At 74.4% G+C, this 20,933-nt stretch carries 16 protein-coding genes and 1 pseudogene; 8 read left to right on the top strand and 9 right to left on the bottom strand.

Going from position 1 to position 20,933, the window contains the following annotated elements:
- Positions 1 to 59: 59 nt before the first annotated feature.
- Both IE225_RS28100 and IE225_RS28095 read right to left on the bottom strand, forming a co-directional pair.
- Positions 60 to 293: a hypothetical protein gene (locus IE225_RS28100; protein ID WP_190060438.1), complete on the bottom strand. Its 234-nt coding sequence runs from the start codon at positions 291 to 293 to the stop codon at positions 60 to 62.
- 64 nt (positions 294 to 357) lie between these two features.
- A complete protein-coding gene (locus tag IE225_RS28095; protein ID WP_190060437.1) occupies positions 358 to 1,176 on the bottom strand; it encodes a DUF8842 C-terminal domain-containing protein in 819 nt (272 codons plus the stop codon).
- A gap of 541 nt (positions 1,177 to 1,717) precedes the next feature.
- Here IE225_RS28095 and IE225_RS28090 point away from each other — a divergent pair.
- Positions 1,718 to 2,374 carry a LysM peptidoglycan-binding domain-containing protein gene (locus IE225_RS28090; protein WP_190060436.1) on the top strand — a complete coding sequence of 219 codons (657 nt, stop codon included), beginning with the start codon at positions 1,718 to 1,720 and terminating at the stop codon, positions 2,372 to 2,374.
- A gap of 76 nt (positions 2,375 to 2,450) precedes the next feature.
- Here the strand turns inward: IE225_RS28090 and IE225_RS28085 are convergent, their stop codons facing one another.
- Genes IE225_RS28085 through IE225_RS28075 form a run of 3 tightly spaced genes read right to left on the bottom strand, consistent with a single transcriptional unit; the run spans position 2,451 to position 6,453 of the window.
- Positions 2,451 to 3,104 (bottom strand): ABC transporter ATP-binding protein, encoded by a 654-nt coding sequence (locus IE225_RS28085; protein WP_190060435.1) that lies wholly within the window; start codon positions 3,102 to 3,104, stop codon positions 2,451 to 2,453.
- A gap of 22 nt (positions 3,105 to 3,126) precedes the next feature.
- Positions 3,127 to 5,949 carry an ABC transporter permease subunit gene (locus tag IE225_RS28080; protein ID WP_190060434.1) on the bottom strand — a complete coding sequence of 941 codons (2,823 nt, stop codon included), beginning with the start codon at positions 5,947 to 5,949 and terminating at the stop codon, positions 3,127 to 3,129.
- Between the two features lie 15 nt (positions 5,950 to 5,964).
- Positions 5,965 to 6,453, bottom strand: a complete 489-nt coding sequence (locus IE225_RS28075) for a hypothetical protein (protein ID WP_190060433.1) — start codon at positions 6,451 to 6,453, stop codon at positions 5,965 to 5,967.
- A 146-nt stretch (positions 6,454 to 6,599) separates the two neighbouring features.
- Here IE225_RS28075 and IE225_RS28070 point away from each other — a divergent pair, with 146 nt between their 5' ends.
- The 3 genes from IE225_RS28070 (at position 6,600) to IE225_RS28060 (ending at position 9,601) form a co-directional block, all read left to right on the top strand.
- Positions 6,600 to 7,190 (top strand): MTB12 C-terminal domain-containing protein, encoded by a 591-nt coding sequence (locus IE225_RS28070; protein WP_190060432.1) that lies wholly within the window; start codon positions 6,600 to 6,602, stop codon positions 7,188 to 7,190.
- Positions 7,159 to 8,463: an ABC transporter substrate-binding protein gene (locus tag IE225_RS28065; RefSeq protein ID WP_190060431.1), complete on the top strand. Its 1,305-nt coding sequence runs from the start codon at positions 7,159 to 7,161 to the stop codon at positions 8,461 to 8,463. The genes IE225_RS28070 and IE225_RS28065 overlap by 32 nt, the downstream gene beginning before the upstream one ends.
- Positions 8,464 to 8,524: 61 nt before the next feature.
- Positions 8,525 to 9,601 (top strand): helix-turn-helix transcriptional regulator, encoded by a 1,077-nt coding sequence (locus IE225_RS28060; RefSeq protein WP_190060430.1) that lies wholly within the window; start codon positions 8,525 to 8,527, stop codon positions 9,599 to 9,601.
- Here the strand turns inward: IE225_RS28060 and ctaD are convergent.
- Positions 9,489 to 11,171: pseudogene (gene ctaD / locus IE225_RS28055) on the bottom strand (aa3-type cytochrome oxidase subunit I); the annotation flags it as partial. The gene IE225_RS28060 and the pseudogene ctaD overlap by 113 nt on opposite strands.
- Before the next feature lie 500 nt (positions 11,172 to 11,671).
- Between ctaD and IE225_RS28050 the strand changes: the two are divergent.
- Positions 11,672 to 11,887, top strand: a complete 216-nt coding sequence (locus tag IE225_RS28050) for an I78 family peptidase inhibitor (protein ID WP_190060429.1) — start codon at positions 11,672 to 11,674, stop codon at positions 11,885 to 11,887.
- A gap of 139 nt (positions 11,888 to 12,026) precedes the next feature.
- Here the strand turns inward: IE225_RS28050 and IE225_RS28045 are convergent, their stop codons facing one another.
- Both IE225_RS28045 and IE225_RS28040 read right to left on the bottom strand, forming a co-directional pair.
- A complete protein-coding gene (locus IE225_RS28045; protein WP_190060428.1) occupies positions 12,027 to 13,067 on the bottom strand; it encodes a phosphatase PAP2 family protein in 1,041 nt (346 codons plus the stop codon).
- Positions 13,068 to 13,294: 227 nt separating this feature from the next.
- Positions 13,295 to 14,611, bottom strand: a complete 1,317-nt coding sequence (locus tag IE225_RS28040; protein WP_190060427.1) for a putative hexosyltransferase — start codon at positions 14,609 to 14,611, stop codon at positions 13,295 to 13,297.
- Between the two features lie 363 nt (positions 14,612 to 14,974).
- On the opposite strand from IE225_RS28040, the gene IE225_RS28035 reads away from it, so the two are divergent.
- On the top strand, positions 14,975 to 16,711 hold the full coding sequence (locus tag IE225_RS28035) for an MFS transporter (protein ID WP_190060426.1): 1,737 nt from the start codon (positions 14,975 to 14,977) through the stop codon (positions 16,709 to 16,711).
- Positions 16,712 to 16,844: 133 nt separating this feature from the next.
- A complete protein-coding gene (locus IE225_RS28030) occupies positions 16,845 to 18,038 on the top strand; it encodes an acyl-CoA dehydrogenase family protein (RefSeq protein ID WP_190060425.1) in 1,194 nt (397 codons plus the stop codon).
- Positions 18,039 to 18,134: 96 nt separating this feature from the next.
- Here IE225_RS28030 and IE225_RS28025 read toward each other — a convergent pair whose 3' ends face one another.
- Entirely contained in the window at positions 18,135 to 18,572 is a 438-nt protein-coding gene (locus IE225_RS28025) for a cell division protein SepF (RefSeq protein ID WP_190060424.1), read from the bottom strand.
- Positions 18,573 to 19,630: 1,058 nt separating this feature from the next.
- Between IE225_RS28025 and IE225_RS28020 the strand changes: the two genes are divergently transcribed.
- Complete coding sequence (locus tag IE225_RS28020) at positions 19,631 to 20,539, top strand: S1 family peptidase (protein ID WP_190060423.1); 909 nt, start codon at positions 19,631 to 19,633, stop codon at positions 20,537 to 20,539.
- Positions 20,540 to 20,933 lie beyond the last annotated feature (394 nt).

Raw genomic sequence — 20,933 nt, 5'->3', positions numbered from 1 at the left:
CGACGAGCAGAGGGGCGGCCCCCGATGGCGGGGGCCGCCCCTCTGCTCGTCGTCCGCCGTCAGGAGCCCCGGCGTGCGGGAGGCAGCGCCGCCGGCGCGTGCAGCGAGGAGGGCCGCATCTCGTGCGGGAACTTCCCGAACGGCGAGAACCTCAGGTTTTCCTCCCCACTGCGGTCACCGGGCAGCGAGCGGAAGGACCGGACGTACTCGGCGTAGAGCGCGTCGTAGATCGGCGTGGCCGTCGGCCCGCCCGCGGGGGCGGAGGGACGGTGGGAAACGGAGTATACGTACACGTGACGACAAACGACTCGGTGACCGAATGGATACGGTGAGCGGGCCCGCCCGGTCCCCGGGCGCTCAGGTCCCCGCCAGCGGCAGCGTGGCCCCCACGAGCCTGCCGTTCGCCGCCGCCCTGTCCAGCGCCTCCCGCAGCAGGTCCTCCCGCGGCTGGCGCCCGATGGAGCCGACCGGCGCCGCGAACACCAGTACCTGCCGGTGCTTGGTGGCGGCCGCCCGCCAGCCGTCGGTGACCTGCAGCGGCTGGTGCGCCTGCCACCAGGCCACCGGCTGCCCGCCGTCCGCGCCGGGCTGCAGCACGGCGTGCAGCCGGCCCATCGCGAGCAGCACCGACCAGCCGTGCAGCACCGGCGGCGCGGCGGTCAGCTCGGCCACGGGCGAGAAGCCGTGCTCGACGAGCAGCGGCAGGAAGTCGTCGCCGGGGCCGGTGGTGCCCGGGCGCACCACGGGCGAGGTCGGCTCCACCACCAGCGCCGGGTGCAACTCCCCGGCGACCAGGACGAGTCCGCTGGTCACCCCGAGCACGGCCTGCTCGGAGTTGGCCGGGGCGGCACCGGCCGGAGCGGCCTGGGCGGCCGGGGCGGCCTGGGCCGGGACGCGGCCGTCGGCGGCGATGGCGCGGACCGCGCCCCGCAGCTGCTCCTCGGTGACCTGGACGACCTGGGAGGGCAGGCAGCGAGCGTGGGCGAAGGCGAGGACGGCGGTCTCGTCGCCGACGAACAGCACGGTGCTGGTGTGTTCCTGCTCGGAGTGGCCCGGGGTGCGGCAGGACGTGCAGTCGTAACTGCCCGGGGCGTTCTCTCCGGCGAGCAGCCGGTCGGCTTCTTCGTCGCCGATCTCGGCGCGTACGGCGTCGCTGACGTCGAGCATGCGCGGCACGGGTGGCTCCCTCGGGATGTGATGCCTGGTGCTGGTGCGACCGGTTGGCCTCCTGACGGCCGGTCGGCCTCATGAAGGAGACAACGGCCGATCTGTGGCGGGAGTCACGCCTTAGAGCGAACGGAACTGAACCATCCGGCGCACAGGGTGACGGCCCGGGCGGAGCCCCTCACTCCCCGTCAATTCCCAGGCAGGACAAGCCGATTGGTTCCGGTGAAGTGGGTCACACGAACCGGAAAGGGGTAGTCAAAAAATCCGTATATATGGGTATAGAGGGGTGGACAGAAAAAGGACGATACCGTCGGTAACCCCCGACTGGCCTGGAAGGACGGCGATGTGATTGATCCCGGCTCGCTGTTCTTCCTACATTCCTCCGCCGTGTGCACCGAGCACCGCTCGGGTTCGCCCGTCGGCCGCGCCGCCACGGCGCGGGGAATGGCCAGTCCGGCATCCGGCGGGCGGGGTGGAGCGTGGCGACCGCGTAGGGACGCGGGCGGCACGCCCCGCTCGGGGGACCCCGAGTCGCGCGAGAGGGAGTTTCATGTCCGAATGTGCCGATAACACTCGCTACCAGGCGCGCAAGACGCGTACGACGGCGGCCCTCACCGGGGCGGCGCTGCTCGCGCCCCTCGGGATACTGGCCGCCACGGGCAACGCCGAAGCCGCGGACAGCGGAGTGTGGGACCGTATCGCCCAGTGCGAGAGCGGCGGCAACTGGCACATCAACACCGGCAACGGCTACTACGGCGGACTGCAGTTCTCCGCGGGCACTTGGCGCGCCTACGGCGGCACCGCCTACGCGCCGACCGCCGACCAGGCCACCCGAGAGCAGCAGATCGCCGTCGCCGGCAAGGTCCAGCGCGCCCAGGGCTGGGACGCCTGGCCGGTCTGCTCGGCCCGCGCCGGAGCCTTTGGCAGCGCTCCCGGCGCCGCGTCCGCGCCGGACGGCACCGCGGCCATGAAGAAGGCCGACACCACCAAGACGGCCCCCGCGACGCGGTCGGAGACGCCGCAGCGGTCGGCGGCCAACACCACCCGGGGCTCCTCCCGCGGCGACTACACCGTCCGCCCCGGCGACACGCTCAGCGGCATCGCCGCCCGCCACGGCACCACCTGGCAGCGCCTGTACGCGGCCAACAAGTCCGTCATCGGCGGCGACCCCGACGTGATCGCGCCCGGGATGCGCCTGGAGGTCTGACGCCCCGGCACGCCACGCACCCCGCGCGCGGCCCCGCCCGGCCACCCGGCCGGGCGGGGCCGCGGAGCGGGGCCCGTCACCGCTCCCGGCGCGCGAGTTCGGCCGCCTCTCCGGCGAACACGACCGCGCCGCGGCGCAGTTCGTACACGAACGCCCGACGGCCGCGCAGCGCGGGCGGCAGCCGCTGCTCGGCGAGGACCACGCAGGCGTCCAGGCCGGCCAGCAGCTCGTAGGTGCGGGCCGCGAGAGCCGGGGCCATGCCCTGCGCCGGCTCGTCGACCAGCAGCACGCGCGGGCGGGCCAGCAGGGCACGGGAGAGGGCGAGCACACGCTGCTCGCCGCCGGAGAGCGTGCCGGCGCGGCGCGGCAGCAGCGGGCGCAGCTCCGGACAGGCGTCGAGGGCGGGGGCGGGGTCCGCGGCGGCCAGCCGGAGGTTCTCACGCACGGTCAGCGACGCGAAGACGGCCCGCCGTTCCGGCACCAGGCACAGGCCGCGCCGGGCCCGCGCGAAGGCGGGCAGGCGGGTGACGTCCACGCCGTCCCACACCACCGCGCCGCCGGAGAGGGGCACGGTCCCCGCCAGGGCGTGCAGGGCGGTGCTGCGGCCGGAGCCGTTGCGGCCGAGCAGCACGGTCGGGCCCGGACCGGGGGCGACCAGGGTGACGCCGTGCAGGGCCTCCAGGGGGCCGTAGCGCACGCGCGCGTGCCGCAGCGCGACGACGGGCGTCATGGCCGTACCTCCCCGACGGGCGTCATGGCCGTACCTCCCGTGCGCCGGCCGCGTCCAGGACACCGCCGGGCGGGCCGGAGGCGACGACGCGGCCGGCCGCCATCACGTGCACGACGTCGGCGAGACCGGCGACCAGGTCGAGGTCGTGTTCGACGACCAGCAGTGCCGTCCCGTCGGCCGCCAGGGCGCGCAGCACGCGCGCGAGCGCCGCCACCTCCGCGGTGTCCAGGCCGGCGGCGGGCTCGTCCAGCAGCAGCACGCGCGGCGCCCCGGCGAACGCCCGTGCCAGCTCCACCCGCCGCAGCGTGCCGGTCGGCAGCCCCGCGGCGGGCAGCGTCCGCACCGGTCCGTCCAGCCCGAACAGCCGCAACGCCCGCTCCACCGCGGCCGGGTCGGCGATCCGGCCGTGTTCCGCACCGATCCGCACGTTCTCGGCCACGGTCAGCGTCGGGAAGACGGCCAGTTGCTGGAACGTACGGGCGATCCCCAGCCGGGTACGGGCGTGCGCGGGCAGCCGCGTGACGTCCCATCCGTCGAACAGCACCCGCCCGCCCGCGGGCCGCAGGGTTCCCGCCAGGCAGTGGAACAGGGTGCTCTTCCCGGCCCCGTTGGGCCCCACGACCGCCGTGACCCGGCCCGCCGCCACGTCCAGGCCGACCCCGTCGAGGGCGGTGAACCCGCCGTAGCGGACCCGCAGGCCCCGGGCCGCGAGCACCGGATGCGGCCCGGGCCCGGACACCGGCGCGGAGCCGGGCCGCGGGGGCCGCGCGGCCGCGCCCCGCCGGGCCGGGGGTTTCCCGGCCCGGCCCGGACGGCGCGCCGGGCGTTGCCGCGCCCACCGGGCGCGCCCGCCCGCCCCCCGCGGGGCCGCCGCGTCCGGCACCGCCGTCATCTCGGTCACCCCCGTCACCCCCGCCACCGCCGGCCGGTGCGGCGTCGGCGGGCGCGGCGGGCGCACCCGGGCGTGCACTCGGGCGCGGACCCGGGCGCCCAGCGGGGTCAGCCGGGCGGCGCGGCGCGGACGCAGCCGGGCGGCCGCCGTGCGCAGCGCCTCGTACGGGCCGCCGGGGAAGCGGCCGACGCAGACGGCCAGGACGCCGACCAGGGCGGCGGCGACACCGCCGCGGGTGCCGGCGTCCAGACCGACGAGGAGGGCCGCGGCGACCAGCGCGCCCAGGACACTGTCGGCGCCGAGGACCACCACGGCGGCGAACCACAGCAGGCCGCGCACCGGGTCGTAGGCCCCGGGGTCGAACGCGCGCAGGCCCATGCCGAGCAGGCCGCCGCCGAGCGCGGCCAGGGCGGCGCCGCAGACGAAGGCCAGCAGTTTCAGGGACGGCACCGGCACGCCCGCGGCCGCCGCGCCCGCCTCGTGGTCCCGCAGGGCGGCCAGGGCGCGGCCCGTGCGGCCCGCGCGCAGCGCGCGCGTGAACAGCAGGGCGGCCGCCAGGAGGGCGAGTTCCAGGACGTAGTACGCGCGGTCGCCCTCGAAGCCCGCGGGGCGGCCCAGGGACAGCCCGTCGGTGGCGTACGGCTGGTCGAAGACGAAGCGGCTCACGCCGACGCCGACGGCGAACGTGGCCAGCGCCAGGGCCAGTCCCCGGCGGCCGATCGCGGGCCGGCCGGTGAGCAGGCCCAGCGGGGCCACCAGCAGCACCGCCAGCGCGAGCGCCGCGAGCTCCGGCACGCGGGGCAGCCCCGGGAAGCGGCCGGCCGCGAGCAGGGCGGTGAAGAGCGCGCCCAAGCCCGCGTACGCCGCCTGGCCGAGTGAGATCTGGCCGCCCCGGCCGGTCACCACCACCAGCGACAGCAGGACGACGCCGAGCGCCGGGACCCGGACGGCGAGGTGCAGGTCGGTGCCGGTGAAGCCGAGCGGCAGCAGGAACAGCGCCCCCACGGCGACCCGGGCGCCGCGCGGGGCGGGCCCGCGCCCGGCCGCCGGGCGCGGCGACGTGTCCCGCGCCCCCACGCCGGGCAGCACCAGGGCGGCGACGAGGAGCGCGACCACGAACAGGTTGGTGCCGGCCGCCTCCAGCAGCGGCGCCGCCCGGCCCGAGAGGTGCACCCGCGTCAGCTGGCTCTGCGCCACGCCCAGGCCCAGCGCCACCAGCACGGCGACCGGCAGACTGCGCATCCGCGCCGCCACCGCGACCGCCACCACCTCCATCACCAGCAGCGGCAGACCGTAGGGGTCCAGACGCACGTACGGCGCCAGCAGCACCCCCGTCAGACCGGCCGTGAACGAGCCGAACGCCCAGCCGGCCGCGGCCACCCGGTCGGCGTCGATGCCGCCCAGCACGGCCAGCTGCCGGTCGTCCACGACGGCCCGTAGCTCGATGCCGAACCGCGTCCCGCGCCCGGGGGTCCACCAGCGTCCCCCGGAAGGACGCAGGACCGTCCCCACGCCCGCCGCCAGCACCAGCACCACCGCGAGCTGCACCCACGGCTCGTCCGGCACCAGCCGCGGCGCGTCGTCCCGGGCACCCGGTCCCCACACCAGCGCCGCCCCGCCCACCAGCAGCACGAACACGCCGATGGACGCCACCAGCGTCCGCGCCGGGTCACCGCCGAGCACGGCCAGGGGACGGAAGACGCAGCGCTCCAGCAGCACGCCGAGGCCGGGGGCCAGCACCACCAGCGTCACCGCCGCCCCCAGCCACAGCGGCCAGCCCCACCCGACCACGCACTGCCGCAGCGCGTAGGCGCAGACCATGGCGAGCGCGCCGTGCGCGAAGTTCAGCACCCCGGTCGCGCGGTACGTCACGATCAGGCCGACCCCGGTGAGCGCGGCGGCGCTGCCCACCGACAGTCCGGCGAGCGTGAGCTCGTACGTCAGCGACGCCATGACCCACCCGCGCCGTCAGCCGTCCGCCGCGCCGGGCGGCTCGCAGACCGGGCAGGGGCTCAGTCCGCCGCCGGCCGGCGGCGCGCCGTCCACCGGCACCGCCTCCGGCTTGCCGGCCACCAGGGGACAGTCGGCGCGGTGCCACAGGGTGCCGCCGGGCACCACCAGCAGCTCCTCGCCGACCGCGACCGGCGCGGTGGGCGGCCGCGCGGACCGCGCCGTCTCCTCGTGGCCGGCGGACACCAGCAGGCCGTACAGCTCCTCCACGCGCGCGGCGGCGAGCGCGCCCCGCCCGTGGGTGAGCAGCACCGCCCCGGCGACGATCAGCGCGGCGCCGGGGATCGTGCAGGACGCCAGGTAGGGCAGTTGCCGTTCGGCGTAGCGCTCGCCGGAGACGCCGTACCAGCCCAGGACGCACAGCACGGCGCCCGCGGCGAGCGCGGCCCAGCCGGCCCACAGCACGGGGTGCGCGGGGTGCGCGGTCCGCGGTCGGGCTGTGCGCATCGCCGACTCACCACACTTCGGAACACCTCGGACGTCTGCCACGTATCCGCCCGTGACAGCCGATGGGTTGCACTATGCCCACCGGAAGCCGAACCTGAAAGAACCGGGCGTAACCCGGCTCGGACCGACATCCGGTGGTGAGCCAGATGGTTCTCGGGAGCGACCCCAGGCGGGGGGAGACACGGCGGGGACGCTGCCCGCGGGCGGCGGGACGGGGTACGGCAGCGGCGGCCGCCGCCCTGGTTCTCATCCTCGCACCGTCCCTCGCGGCCTGCAGCAACGGCAAGGGCAACGGCTACGGCGGCGGCACCAGCAGCACCCCGCCCGCCTCCTCCGCGCAGAAGTCCACGGGCACACCGCCGACCGGGCCCGAGGACCCGGCGGCCGCCCAGCGGGAGATCAAGCAGAACTGGCAGAAGTTCTTCGACCCGGCCACCCCCCTGAAGGAGAAGCAGGCCGTACTGGAGAACGGCGCCCGCATGACCCTGGTGCTGCGGGCGTTCAGCGGCGACCAGCGCGGCCGGCAGGTGCGGGCCCAGGTGACGAAGGTGGTGTTCACCTCGCCCACGCAGGCCGGCGTGACCTACGACCTCCTCCTCAAGGGCGCCACCGCCCTGCCCGGCGCCGCCGGGACGGCCGTCCAGCAGGACGGCACCTGGAAGGTGTCCGACAAGACGCTGTGCGCGCTGGTGCAGATGAGCGGCCATGCCTCGGCGTCGGCGCTGCCGGGCTGCTGAGACCGCTGCCGCGGCGCTGCTGCTCCTCGCGGGCACGGCCTGCGGCAGCCGACTGCCGGAACGCGACTTCGAGCAGGGCGCCCGCACCCCGGCGGCCCCTGCCCCGGGCCGCGCCGCCCCCCTGGCGGTCGGCATCATCACCAGCGCCACCAGCCCCGTCGGCGGCGACGCCTTCACCGGCCCGCGCGACGGCGCCGAGGCCTACTTCGAGCGGCTCAACGCGCGCGGCGGCATCGACGGCCGCCGCGTGCGGGTGCACCTGTGCGACGACGGCGGCAGCGGCGTCGGCAACAGCGAGTGCGTGCACCGGCTGATCGACGGGCACAAGGTCGTCGCCCTGGTCGCCACCACCGCCCTGAACTACGCCGGCGCCGCCCGCGTCTCCCGCGCGGGCGTGCCCGACATCGGCGGCCAGCCCATCGGCGCCGCCTACGACACCTACCGGCACCTGTACAGCATCTACGGCAGCAGCGCCCCCCGGAACGGGAAGCCGGGCTGGAACGGCAAGCTGTACGGCGGCACCGAGGTCTACCGGTACTTCAAGCGGGAGCACGGCGCCCGCACCGCCGCCGTGGTGTCGTACAACCAGGCCGCCTCCGCCGCCTACGCGCGGCTCGTCGAGCGCGGCCTGAAGGCGGAGGGCTACCGGGTCGTCACCGAGGAGCTCGACTTCGCGCTGCCCAACTTCCGCGCCGCCGCCGCCGACCTGCGGCAGCAGGGCGCCGACCTGGTCTTCGACGCCGTCGACAGCCACGGCAACGCCCGGCTGTGCCAGGCGATGGACGCCGTCGGCGCCCGGGTCACCGCCAAGGTGACCAATGTGCAGAACTGGTCCTCCACCGTCCCCGACGACTACCGGGACGCCCCGCGCTGCCGCAACGCGCTGTGGGCGACCGGCTCCAGCCGCAACTACGACGACCCCTCCCACCCGGCCGTGAAGGAGTTCCGGGACGCCACCAGGGGCCTGGCCACGCACTCCCAGTGGCAGCTCGAGGGCTGGGCGGCCGCGCTGTGGTTCACGGACGCGGCCCGCTCCTGCGCCCGGCACGGGGGCGTCACCCGCGCGTGCCTGGACGCCTTCATGAGCCGCACCCGCGCCTACACCGCGCACGGCCTGCTGCTGCCGGCCGGTTTCACGCCCCGGGCGAAGCCGCCCGCCACCCACCGCGCCTGCCTGTCGGTGGCCCGCTGGCAGGACGGCCGGGGCTGGGTGTCCCAGGGCGACATGAACCGCACCTGCTTCACCGTGCCGCAGCTGCCCTACAGCCCTTGACCTCCGGGCACCGCCGGCAACCGGCGGCGGCCGGCCGGCGGCGGCTGGCAGACTCGGAGACGTGCTGGAGACCTCCGCGCGCCTGCTGCGCCTGCTGTCCCTCCTCCAGGCCCGCCGCGCGTGGTCCGGCGCCGACCTGGCGGAGCGGCTCGGCGTGTCGCAGCGCACCGTGCGCCGCGACGCGGACCGGCTGCGCGCGCTGGGCTACCCGGTCGAGGCCGGCCCCGGCACGGGCGGCGGCTACCGGCTCGGCGCCGGCGCCGAGCTGCCGCCGCTGCTGCTGGACGACGACGAGGCCGTCGCCGTCGCCGTCGGACTGCGCACGGCCGCCGGACAGGGCATCGAGGGCATCGGCGAGGCCTCGGTGCGCGCCCTGGCCAAGCTGGAGCAGGTGCTGCCCGGCCGGCTGCGCCGCCGCGTGGGCGCGCTGCACGCCTTCACCGTGCCCATGCTGCGCGGCCATCCCCCCGAGACGGTCGACCCGGCCCTGCTCACCGAACTCGCCGGCCTGTGCCGGGACGCCGAACGCCTGCGCTTCGACTACCGCGACCACCCCCGCTCCCGCACGGACCCGGGCGGGGGGAGTCCCGCCGGCACCACCACCCGCCGCACCGTCGAACCGCACCGCCTGGTGTGCACCGAGCGCCGCTGGTACCTGGTCGCCTGGGACCTCGACCGCGACGACTGGCGCACCTTCCGCGTCGACCGCATCACCCCCAGGCCGCCGCACGGCCCCCGCTTCACCCCGCGCCGCCCGCCCGCCGACGACCTCGCCGCCTACGTCTCCCGGGGCGTCTCCACGCGCGCCTACGCCACCCACGCCGTCCTGCGCCTGCTGGTGCCGCTGCCCGAGGCCGCCGAGCGGATCTCGCCCTCCGCCGGGGTGCTGGAGCCCGACGGGCCTCACGCCTGCGTCCTGCGCACCGGCGCGCCCAGCCTGGAGGGCATGGTGGTGCACGTGCTGATGACGGGCTTCGAGTTCGAGGTGCTCGAGCCGCCGGAGCTGGTGGAGACCATCAGGGCCGCTCGCGACCGGCTGACGCGTGCGCTCCGAGCGGCTCCTCCGGCGGCGCCGCGTACTCCGGGTGGTGCAGGTCGAACGCCGGGGACTCCGAGCGGATCCGCGGCAGCGCCGTGAAGTTGTGCCGCGGCGGCGGGCAGGAGGTCGCCCACTCCAGTGACCGGCCGAAGCCCCAGGGGTCGTCGACCTCCACCTTCGCGCCGTAGCGGTGCGTCTTCCCCACGTTGTACAGGAACGGCAGCGTGGAGGCGCCCAGCAGGAACGCGCCGATCGTCGACACCGTGTTCAGCGCGGTGAAGCCGTCCGCGGCCAGGTAGTCGGCGTACCGGCGCGGCATGCCCTCCGCGCCCAGCCAGTGCTGCACCAGGAACGTGGTGTGGAAGCCGACGAACAACGTCCAGAAGTGGATCTTCCCGAGGCGCTCGTCGAGCATCTTGCCGGTGAACTTCGGCCACCAGAAGTACAGGCCGGCGAAGACCGCGAAGACCACCGTGCCGAAGACGACGTAGTGGAAGTGCGCCACCACGAAGTAGGAGTCGGTGACGTGGAAGTCCAGCGGCGGCGAGGCCAGGATCACCCCGGTCAGGCCGCCGAAGAGGAACGTCACCAGGAAGCCGTTCGCCCACAGCATCGGCGTCTCGAACGACAGCGAGCCCCTGAGCATGGTGCCGGTCCAGTTGAAGAACTTCACGCCCGTCGGCACGGCGATCAGGAAGCTCATGAACGAGAAGAACGGCAGCAGCACCGCGCCCGTGGCGAACATGTGGTGCGCCCACACGATCACCGACAGGCCGGTGATCGCCATGGTCGCGCCGACCAGCGTCAGGTAGCCGAAGACCGGCTTGCGGGCGAAGGCCGGGATGATCTCGGTGATGATGCCGAAGAACGGCAGCGCGATGATGTACACCTCGGGATGGCCGAAGAACCAGAACAGGTGCTGCCACAGGATCGCCCCGCCGTTGGTCGGGTCGAAGACGTGCGCGCCGAAGCGGCGGTCCGCCTCCAGCACCAGCAGCGCCGCCGCCAGCACCGGGAACGCCATCAGGATCAGGATGGACGTGAACAGGGTGTTCCAGGTGAAGATCGGCATGCGGAACATCGTCATGCCCGGCGCGCGCATCCCGATGATCGTGGTGATGAAGTTGACCGCGCCGAGGATCGTGCCGAACCCGGCCAGCGCCAGGCCCATGATCCACAGGTCGGGGCCGACGCCGGGGGAGTGCGCCGCGTCGTTGAGCGGCGCGTAGGCGAACCAGCCGAAGGCGGCCGGGCCCTCCGGCACGACCAGCGAGCCCATGACGATCAGCCCGCCGAACAGGAACAGCCAGTACGACAGCATGTTCAGCCGGGGGAAGGCCACGTCCGGCGCGCCGATCTGCAGCGGCATCAGCTCGTTGGCGAAGCCCGCGAAGCTCGGCGTCGCGAACAGCAGCAGCATGATCGTGCCGTGCAGCGTGAACAGCTGGTTGAACTGCGTGGTGCTCATCAGCTGCAGGCCCGGCCGGGCGAGCTCCGCCCGCATCAGCAGGGCCATGAACCCGCCGGCCAGGAAGAACCCGAACGACGTGATCAGGTAGAGGTGGCCGATCTTCTTGTGGTCGGTGGTGGTCAGCCAGTCGACGACCATCCGGCCGCGCCGCCTGGTGCCCCGCGGCCGGATGGCCGCCGGCGCCGTCTCCGTGCCCATCGCCTCGTCGCCCCTTCGCTCATCGCGTCCTGGGCCCGCCGTGGCCGCACGCCGTGTACCCACGGGTTGACGCCATGATGCGCCTCCGCCGCCCGGTCCGACAGGGGGCACTCAAGACAGAGGCGTTCGAACGTCATGTGCCGAAACCGTGAAATTCCTGTGCGACGGTGCGGTCTCGGCCCCTGCGTGGAATGGGCGGGAAAGGGACCCGGACCCTTACTCGATTCTTACTTCCGGCGTTTTCCGGCACGTCGGGAGCGGCTCCGTCCACCCTCCTCGGAAATTACCTCGGATTACCCGCGGAAGACACCTGGAAGGCCCGGGGAACCGCCCGTCCGGGTGACCTGCAAGCCCCGGCGCGCTGTCGGGATCTGTCGTAGTCCTGTGACAGAAGCGTGACAGGAGAGGTACCCGGTGCCCGTGGGGCGAGGCGCCGCCGGCGGGCGCCCTCGGGCGGGCGGCCGCTTTCCCGGCCGCCCCGCGGCGCCTACGGTGGCGGCATGGCACCGATTCCCACTCCGCCCACGGAGCCCCACGACAACCCGGACGGGTACGTCGGACTCGACGCCCGGCGGGCCGAGCACCTCGCCCGCGAGCGCGGCTGGTCCACGGTGCGGTCGCTGCCGCCGGGCGCGATCATCACCATGGAGTACCGCGCCGGCCGGCTGAACTTCGAGGTCGCCGACGGCCGCGTGACCCGCGCCTGGAAGGGGTGACGCGCCGGCGCACGGCACCGGCCGCACGGCAGCGGCCGCACGGTGAAGGCCCCGGCTCCCTGGGCGGGAGACCGGGGCCTGAGCCGTCGTACCGGAGCAGCCGTGGCGCGAAGCCGGGGTGCGCGTACCGTCCGGCGGGTCAGCCGCCCGTGAGCGGGCGGGCCGTCGAGGTGCCGCGCGGCAGGCGGTCGGCGTGCGGGGGCCTGCGGCTGCCGGTCGGGGTGACCGGCGTGCGCTCCGACCGGGCCAGATGGGGACCGGGGGCGAGGTAGACCGGCGCCCGGGGCGGACGGGCGGCCGCCGGCACCGCGTCGCGGGCCGGTGCCTCCGCGTCGGCCAGGACCCGCGGCCCGAGCGCCACGGGCGGACCGGCCGCGGGGACGGGGGCAGGAGCGGGAGCGGGCCGGGGTGCGGGACGGCCGTACCGGGCGCGCCGGCGGTCGCGCAGCTCCAGGAGCGCCGCCTCCGAGCGGGCGATCAGCGGCTCGCACCACGGCAGCGCCAGCAGGATCAGCAGCCCCGCGGCCCAGCCCAGCAGCACGTCGCTCAGCCAGTGCGTACCGAGGTAGACGGTGGTCAGGCCGACGCCGAGCGCGGTCACCGCCGACAGCGCCGACAGCCAGCGGCGCGCCCTGGGGGTGGAGGCCAGGTAGGCCAGGATGCCCCAGGTCACCACGGCGTTGGCGGTGTGGCCGCTGGGGAATATGTCGCCGCCCAGCCCCATCTCGTTGGAGCCGATGACGGTCGCGTAGTGCGGGCCGAGCCGGCCCATGCCGTACTTGGCGGCGCCGACGGTGACGTTCAGCAGCAGCAGCGCCGCCCCCAGCGCCAGCAGCGGGCGCAGCGTGTGCTGCCGCCAGGAACGCCAGCCCAGCCACGCGGCGACCATCACGGCGGTGGGGCCGCGCTGGCCGAGCACGACGTAGTAGTCGGCGAAGGCGTGGATCTGCGGCCACTGCTGGTACGGCCGGAAGAACATGACCTGCCAGTCGAGCCGGACCAGCCAGGAGGTGGTCACCACGGCCCAGACGATCGCCAGGTAGAACGCGAGTGTCGCGGCGAGCAGCACGACGCGGTGCCGGCTCATCCTCGGCACGTCGATGTGTGCCGGCCGTTCCGGCTCACGGTCCAGCCGGGCGAACAGCCGGTCCAGACGGGTGAGTGTTCGTTCGGTACGCACTCAATCGACGTTACAGCGAGTGAGGTCACTTCCCGGTCGAATCACCGGGTTTGTGATGACGATGTGATGTGGGATTGCTCTCAGGCGGCCGCCGAATTCCCGGGATTCCGCAATGCACGCCGACCGGATCCCAGCAATTTATTTGATCATTACGGGCGGACGTTTTACCGGAATTACGAATGCGTTCACCGAATGCTCGACCGGGGTGGGCCGCGCGGCCGGGCCGGTCACGGCGGACCGGTGCCGTTCAGCCACACCGCCCCGTACACCGCCGAGAGCACCGCGACGGCCCCCAGCACCAGCGCCGATCGGCGGACCGGCCGCCGGGCCAGGGCCAGGGCGAGCGGCAGCAGCAGCGGGAACGCGGGCAGCAGCAGGCGCGGCTTGGAACCGAAGTACCCGGAGGCGCCCAGGGCGAGCGCGGTGACGACACCCGCGTACACCAGCAGCTCGAGCGGCTGCCGCTGCCGTACGCAGGTGACGTACAGCCACACCACCAGCGCGACGCCGGCCACCAGGCCCAGGCCGGCCGGGGCCGACGGGAGTGACGTGAACTTCTCGGCCGTGAAGCGGGCGAAGGCCCGGCCGCCGTCGAAACCGTTGCGCCACCCGGCCTGCACCCGCGCGTACCCCCACAGGCCCCGGCCGGTGCGGTGGCCGACCCAGAGCAGGTACCCGGCGCAGCCGAGCGGCGCGAGCAGCATGCCGAGGGCGCGCCGCCGGGCCGGTGCGCCCCCGCGCGGGGGCGCGGTCGTGCGCGCGGGGGCGCGTACGACCTCCCGCACGCCGCCCGTCGGCGCCGGGCTCCCGGTGCACCCGGACGAGGTGGCGGCGGACTGCTCCTGGGCGGCGGGCCACTCCCGGGCCGCGAGCTGGTCCCGGACAGCGGACCGCTCCCGGGCCGCGCGCCGCTCCCGGGCGAACGACACGGCGCCGGCCGTCCACACCGCCGCGGTCACCGCCAGCCCCACCGGGCGGGTCAGGCCCGCCGCCAGTGCCAGGGCGCCCGCCGTGACCCAGCGGCCGGTCAGCGCCGCGTACAGCGCCCAGGCCGCCAGCGCCGTGAACAGCGACTCGCTGTACGCCATCGACTGCACGACCGCGACCGGCAGCACCGCCCACAGCAGCGTCGCGCACACCCCCGCCCGGCGGCCGTACAGGTGGTCGGCGACCGCGAAGATCCCCCAGGCCGCGGCGAGCGAGGCGAGCAGGCTGACGGCGAGGCCGACGTCCCCGTACCCCAGCGGCGTCACCGCCGCCCCCAGCCGCTCCAGCCACGGCAGCAGCGGGAAGAAGGCGAGGTCGGAGTGGACGGCGCCGTCCGGCAGGCGCACCTCGTAGCCGTAGCCGAGCCCGGCGACCCGCGCGTACCACAGGGAGTCCCAGCGGGCCGTCAGCAGCGTGTGGGCGTTCCTGCCGTGCGCCGCGCTCCACCCGGCCAGCACGGCCAGGCCCAGGGCCCGCACGGCCGCGTACCCGAGCAGGGCCGGGGCGGCTCGCGGTAGGGCCGGGGCCCGGTCGGCACGCGTCGCAAGATCGCTCACGGGCTCGATTATCGACCGGTGTCGACTATCGGCCGGTGTCGACTATCGGCCGGTATCGACCGGGCCGCTCCCGGTCGGCCCGGAGCCCGCCGGGAGCGGCCGGGCGTCACCGGGTGCGACACACGGGTGACGCGCGGGTGATGCGCAGGTGACGCACAGGTGAGGAGAGTGGCGCACGCCACACCTGTTCCGGCGATGTCTGAGAGGTCCGCCACGCCCCGGACCGCCCGGCTCGCGTACGCTGACGTGTCACTCGCCTTTCGTAGCGCGGACCGGGGACCACCGCTCCTCCCCGGTCGAGTCGCGGGGGCTCCCCACCCCGCGAGCCCGCCGAACGCGAGGGTTCATCTGGGAGGTACGTACATGTCCGGGACGACCACGGCCGCCACCGCGCTGCGCCGTCGGGCGGCCGGGGCCGGTGCCAACCGCTGGGTCGTCCTCGTCGTCCTCTGCGTCAGCCTGCTGCTGGTCGCCGTGGACGCCACCGTCCTCCACGTGGCGGTCCCCGCCGTCACCGAGGACCTCAGGCCCGGCGCCATCGAACTGCTCTGGATCGTCGACACCTACCCGCTCGTCTGCGCCTCGCTGCTGATCCTCTTCGGCACGCTCGGCGACCGGGTGGGCCGCAGACGGATCCTGCTGCTCGGCTACGGCCTCTTCGACCTCGCCTCCGCCCTCGCGGCCTTCTCCCCGAACCCGCAGACCCTCATCGTGGCGCGGGCGCTGCTCGGCGTCGGCGGCGCGATGATCATGCCGGCCACGCTGTCGATCCTGCGGCAGGTCTTCCCCGACCGCCGCGAGCGGGCGCTGGCCATCGGCGTGTGGAGCGCGGTGGCGGCGGTGGGGGCGGCCGTGGGGCCGCTGCTCGGCGGATTCCTGCTGGAGCACTTCTGGTGGGGTTCGGTCTTCCTGGTCAACATCCCGTTGATGCTGGTCAGCCTGCCCGTGGGGCGGCTGCTGCTGCCGGAGTCCACGGGGGGCCACGACGGCCCGTGGGACGTGGCCGGGTCGCTGATGGCGGCCGCCGGCCTGCTCGGCGTCGTCCTGGCCGTCAAACGGCTCGGCGGGCGCGAGCCGGTCACCGGCGTGTGGACCGTGCTGCCGCTCGTCGTCGGCGCCGCGCTGCTCGTGGCGTTCGTCCGGCGGCAGCGGCGGCGGGCGCATCCGCTGGTGGACCTGCGGATGTTCGGGCGGCCGGCGTTCAGCACCTCCGTCGGCTGCATCGTCCTGGCGATGCTGGCGCTGGTCGGCCTGGAGCTGATCGCCGCCCAGTACCTGCAACTCGTGCTGCGGCTCTCCCCGCTCCGGACGGGCCTGCGGCTGCTGCCACTGACCTTCGCCGCGATGGCGGCCGGGCTGGCGGGGGAGCGGATGCTGCGGCGGTTCGGGCCGCGGCGCATGGTCTGCTCCGGCTTCCTGCTCACCGCGGTGGCCGTGCTCACGCTCACCGGGATGGGCGGCCGGGACGACGTGGCGCTGCTGCTCACGGGGTTCGTGCTGCTCGGGTTCGGGCTGGAGACGACGCTGTTCGGCGCGTACGAGTCCATGCTCAGCGAGGCACCGGCCGAGCAGGCCGGGGGCGCGGCGGCGATCGGGGAGACCTCCTACCAGCTCGGGGCGGGCATCGGCATCGCGTTGCTGGGCAGCGTCATGAACGCCGCGTACGCACCCGGGCTCGCCGGCGTGCCCGGTGTGCCGGCCGAGTCGGCCGCGGCCGCCTCCCACTCGCTGGGGGAGGCGTACGACGTCGCCGCGCGGCTCGGGGGCCCCGCCGGGGGCGCCCTGCGGCGGGCGGCCCGGGACTCCTTCGTGCACGGGCTGCACGTCACGCTGCTCGTGAGCGCGGGGCTGCTGCTGCTCGGGGCGCTGATGGCGCTGCGGCTGCCGCGGGTGATGCAGTGCGGGGAGACCGGGGATGCCGCGGAGATCGGGGACACCGTGAAGACTGCGGAGATCAGGGACACCGCGAAGACCGCAGAGACTGCGGAGACCGCGAAGACCGCAGAGACTGCGGAGACCGCGGAAGACAGGGAGGACGCGGGCGGTGCCATGGAGCTTCCCGCCCAGCGGGAGAGGGAGCGGTCCCGGGTGTCGGCGTGAGCGCCGCCCGGACGGTCCGCCGGACGGACGGTCGCCGGGCGGATGCGGGGCTGGACTCGGGGGGAACGGCGTCGTAACGTCGGGACCGGAACCGTTTAACTAGCGCTGCTAGTTTCCTTGCCGGAGGGTGCTCATGCCGACCGCCTCGCCCAAGCCGCCCCCCTTCGACCCCGCCGATCCGCTCGGCATCGACGACCTGCTGGAGCCGGAGGACCTGGCGGTCCGGGACACGGTGCGCGCCTGGGCGGCGGACCGGGTGCTGCCGTACGTGGCGGAGTGGTACGAGAAGGGCGAGCTGCCGGCCGTCCGGGAGCTGGCGCGCGAGCTCGGCGGGATCGGCGCACTCGGCATGTCGCTCACCGGATACGGCTGCGCCGGGGCCGGCGCCGTGCAGTACGGTCTGGCCTGCCTGGAGCTGGAGGCCGCCGACTCGGGCATCCGGTCCCTCGTCTCCGTCCAGGGCTCCCTCGCCATGTACGCCATCCACCGCTTCGGCAGCGAGGAGCAGCGGCAGGAGTGGCTGCCCCGCATGGCCGCCGGCGAGGTCATCGGCTGCTTCGGGCTGACCGAGCCCGACCACGGCTCCGACCCGGCGTCGATGCGGACCTACGCCAAGAAGGACGGCGGCGACTGGGTCCTCAACGGCCGCAAGATGTGGATCACCAACGGCTCGGTCGCCGGCGTCGCCGTCGTCTGGGCGCAGACCGACGACGGCATCCGCGGGTTCCTCGTGCCCGCCGGCACCCCCGGCTTCTCCGCGCCCGAGATCAAGCACAAGTGGTCCCTGCGGGCCTCCGTCACCAGCGAGCTCGTGCTCGACGACGTACGGCTGCCCGCCGGCGCCGTGCTGCCGGAGGTGACCGGGCTGCGCGGCCCGCTGAGCTGCCTGTCGCACGCCCGGTACGGGATCGTGTGGGGCGCGATGGGGGCGGCGCGGGCCTGTTTCGAGGCGGCGCTGGACTACGCGCGCTCGCGGGAGCAGTTCGGGCGGCCCATCGGGGGCTTCCAGCTCACCCAGGCCAAACTCGCCGACATGGCGGTGGAACTGCACAAGGGGATCCTGCTCGCCCATCACCTGGGGCGGCGCATGGACGCCGGCCGCCTGCGTCCGGAGCAGGTCAGCTTCGGCAAGCTCAACAACGTACGGGAGGCGATCGAGATCTGCCGTACGGCGAGGACGATCCTCGGTGCCAACGGGATCTCCCTCGAATACCCCGTGATGCGGCACGCGACGAATCTCGAGTCGGTGCTCACCTATGAGGGCACCGTGGAGATGCACCAGCTCGTGCTGGGCAAGGCGCTCACCGGGTTCGACGCCTTCCGGTGAGCCCGGGAGCCGCGGCGCGGCCCGGCTGCGGTCTCGGCTCCGGCGGCTGCGGTCTCAGCCCTGAGGGCTGTGCTCTCGGCCCTGATGGCCGCGGTCTCAGCTCTGGTTGAAGAACCCGTCCGACCGGTGCGCCGCCGGCTCACCGCTGATGATCTCCGTGTCGGACGGGGTCAGCAGGAAGACGCGGTGGGACACGCGGTCGATGGAGCCGCGCAGGCCGAAGACCAGCCCGGCCGCGAAGTCGACCACGCGCTTGGCGTCGGCGGGCTCCATGGCCGTCAGGTTCACGATGACCGGGACGCCCTCCCGGAAGAGCTCGCCGATCGCGCGCGCGTCCCGGAAGCTGTCCGGGGTGACCGTGCCGATGCGGCGGCCCTTGTCCTCGGCCGTGTCCGACGCCACCTTCACCCGCGGGTCGGTGACCCAGGCGTCCCCGGACTCGGTGCCCTCGGAGTAGTCGTCGTCGTAGTAGCCCTCGTCATCGTTGTCGTCGACGAGGCCGAGCCACGCACTCGCCTTGCGTACCGATCCCATGGACGCCTCCTCTCACTGCGGTCTCTTCCTGCTTTCCGCATCCCTATGGTCATCCATGATGCGGACGGCGCGCCAAGGGAATAGGCGCCGCGCGGGGGGTTTGTGACGGTACTGGTGCACGGCGTATCCGTCGAGAGCCCTCGTTTCCCAAGGGTCGCGCCCCAAACGGCTGCTGACTGTGAGTGAAATATGACAGTTCACGGCGACCGGGTGATGCACGGTGCGTACGGGTGAACGCGGAACTGCGGGTGACGCCGCAGCTCAGCGTCACGGATACCGCGGGGGCGTCGTGTGCGTCCGGCGCCGCCGGGTCGCACCGCCACCGCCTCGGCGGTCGGCCGCCGGGACGGGTGGCCGGCCCGTCCGCGCGGTCTGCGTACGGCCCCGAGAGGGTGCCGCGGGCTTTTTGGGCGTGTCTATGGATTATTCCGCATAACGCTCATATTGGTTCTGACGGTGATTCAGGTCGTCCTGGGCCGGCCGCCCACAGGGGCGTCATGCCCGTGCGCGGTTGCCGACTCGTCCGTTCCGCGGCGTATCTCCCGGATGCCGGCCGCGCTGACACGTGCCGACTCGCGGCCATCCGGAGGGGCGAATTCCAGCCAACCCCGGGGCGGGGAAATCGGACAGGAAACGACGTGTCGCCCCCGGCCGGCGGAACCGGTGGGGTCGCCGCGGGGGAGGGGCCGCCGACCGGCCGGTGGGCCTCGGTGCGGACCCCGGGCCAGTGGCGGAACCGCGGGTCACGCCGGGTGCGCGCCGCCTCGTGACGCCGGCGTGCGAGGGGGAGCGGGAGGTGTCGCGACGAGGGGAGAGGGAGGCCGAAAAGAGTCGATGGGCCGTCAAACCGGTTGTACCGCACACGTTCCCCGCAGACCGCACACAGTCGCGCGGCCGAAAGGCCATCTTGCGGCGACCGTACGTTCGGCCGAATACTCCCCCACAGCGCTTGTCAGGGGCACGGCGTGTTCGGAATCCGGACACTCACGGCTCCCGGCTGCGCCTCACGGGCCCCGACCCCACGCGGGCCCCCGACTTCCCCAGCGGAGGAACGAAAAGTGAGGATCAAGCGCACCACCCCCCGCAGCGGCATCGCAAGACGGGCCAGGCTGATCGCCGTGGCCTCCGGCCTTGTGGCCGCCGCCGCGCTCGCGGTCCCCAGCGCGAACGCGTCGGACACCCCGGCCACCTTCAGCGCCGCTGCCCTCAAGAGCGCGAGCAGCTCCGTGCTCAAGGCCGACGTCCCCGGCACCGCCTGGGCCGTCGACAGCAAGAACCACCGCGTTCTCGTGACCGTCGACAGCACGGTCTCCCCGGCCGAGATCGCGAAGATCAAGCAGCAGGCCGGCGCCAACGCCGGCGCGCTGACCATCAAGCGCACCCCGGGCACGTTCAAGAAGCTGATCTCCGGCGGCGACGCCATCTACGCGAGCAGCTGGCGCTGCTCCCTCGGCTTCAACGTCCAGGACAACAGCGGCAACTACTACTTCCTCACCGCCGGTCACTGCACCGACGGCGCGGGCACCTGGTGGTCGAACTCCTCCCACTCGACCACCCTCGGCACCACCGCCGGCTCGTCCTTCCCCGGCAACGACTACGGCATCGTCCGCTACACCAACAGCTCGGTCACCAAGTCGGGCACGGTGGGCAGCGTCGACATCACCAGCGCGGCCACGCCGTCCGTCGGCACCACCGTCTACCGGCGCGGCTCGACCACCGGCATCCACAGCGGCCGGGTCACCGCGCTCAACGCGACCGTCAACTACGGCGGCGGCGACATCGTGTCCGGCCTCATCCAGACCACGGTCTGCGCCGAGCCCGGCGACTCCGGCGGCCCGCTCTACTCCAACAGCGGCGTCGCCTACGGCCTGACCTCCGGCGGCAGCGGCGACTGCACCTCCGGCGGCACGACCTTCTTCCAGCCCGTCACCGAGGCGCTGAGCGCCTACGGAGTCCACGTCTACTGAGCGTCTACTGAGCGTCTACTGACGTCTATTGACGTCCACTGACGTGATCCACCCGGCCCGGGGCCGTCCGGAAGGCCCCGGCGCGGTCGGCGGTAGCTGAGCGGAGCCCCCGCACACGACGGTGTGCGGGGGCTTTCGCGTGTGCGGGCGGGACTTTCGCGTGTGCGGGCGGGAACCGGGGGCTCCCGCCCGTGCGGTGACGACCGCCGCCACCCGGCAGGGCATTCCGGAGAGCCGGCTTGTGCGGTGCGCCCACGCAGGAGGCGCTGAAGGGCACGTGAGGCAGACCGCGCCGACGACAGGAAGGGCGACCCGCGGGTGACGGCGCCCCGCACCCCGGTCGGCGGGGACGGGCGCGGCGCAGGACGTCCGGCTGCGCTTCGAGCCCAACATG

Origin of the sequence: Streptomyces echinoruber (assembly GCF_014651135.1) — a bacterium.
GTDB lineage: Bacteria > Actinomycetota > Actinomycetes > Streptomycetales > Streptomycetaceae > Streptomyces > Streptomyces echinoruber.
This window is presented reverse-complemented; position numbering and strand designations above follow the sequence as displayed.

What these genes read in the sequence shown, in the direction of transcription:
- IE225_RS28025 (WP_190060424.1), bottom strand. Translation starts at nt 18,572, where the DNA reads ATGGGATCGGTACGCAAGGCGAGTGCGTGGCTCGGCCTCGTCGACGAC.
- IE225_RS28065 (WP_190060431.1), top strand. Translation starts at nt 7,159, where the DNA reads ATGCCTCGGCGTCGGCGCTGCCGGGCTGCTGAGACCGCTGCCGCGGCG.
- IE225_RS28035 (WP_190060426.1), top strand. Translation starts at nt 14,975, where the DNA reads ATGTCCGGGACGACCACGGCCGCCACCGCGCTGCGCCGTCGGGCGGCC.
- IE225_RS28085 (WP_190060435.1), bottom strand. Translation starts at nt 3,104, where the DNA reads ATGACGCCCGTCGTCGCGCTGCGGCACGCGCGCGTGCGCTACGGCCCC.
- IE225_RS28070 (WP_190060432.1), top strand. Translation starts at nt 6,600, where the DNA reads ATGGTTCTCGGGAGCGACCCCAGGCGGGGGGAGACACGGCGGGGACGC.
- IE225_RS28050 (WP_190060429.1), top strand. Translation starts at nt 11,672, where the DNA reads ATGGCACCGATTCCCACTCCGCCCACGGAGCCCCACGACAACCCGGAC.
- IE225_RS28030 (WP_190060425.1), top strand. Translation starts at nt 16,845, where the DNA reads ATGCCGACCGCCTCGCCCAAGCCGCCCCCCTTCGACCCCGCCGATCCG.
- IE225_RS28090 (WP_190060436.1), top strand. Translation starts at nt 1,718, where the DNA reads ATGTCCGAATGTGCCGATAACACTCGCTACCAGGCGCGCAAGACGCGT.
- IE225_RS28075 (WP_190060433.1), bottom strand. Translation starts at nt 6,453, where the DNA reads ATGCGCACAGCCCGACCGCGGACCGCGCACCCCGCGCACCCCGTGCTG.
- IE225_RS28080 (WP_190060434.1), bottom strand. Translation starts at nt 5,949, where the DNA reads ATGGCGTCGCTGACGTACGAGCTCACGCTCGCCGGACTGTCGGTGGGC.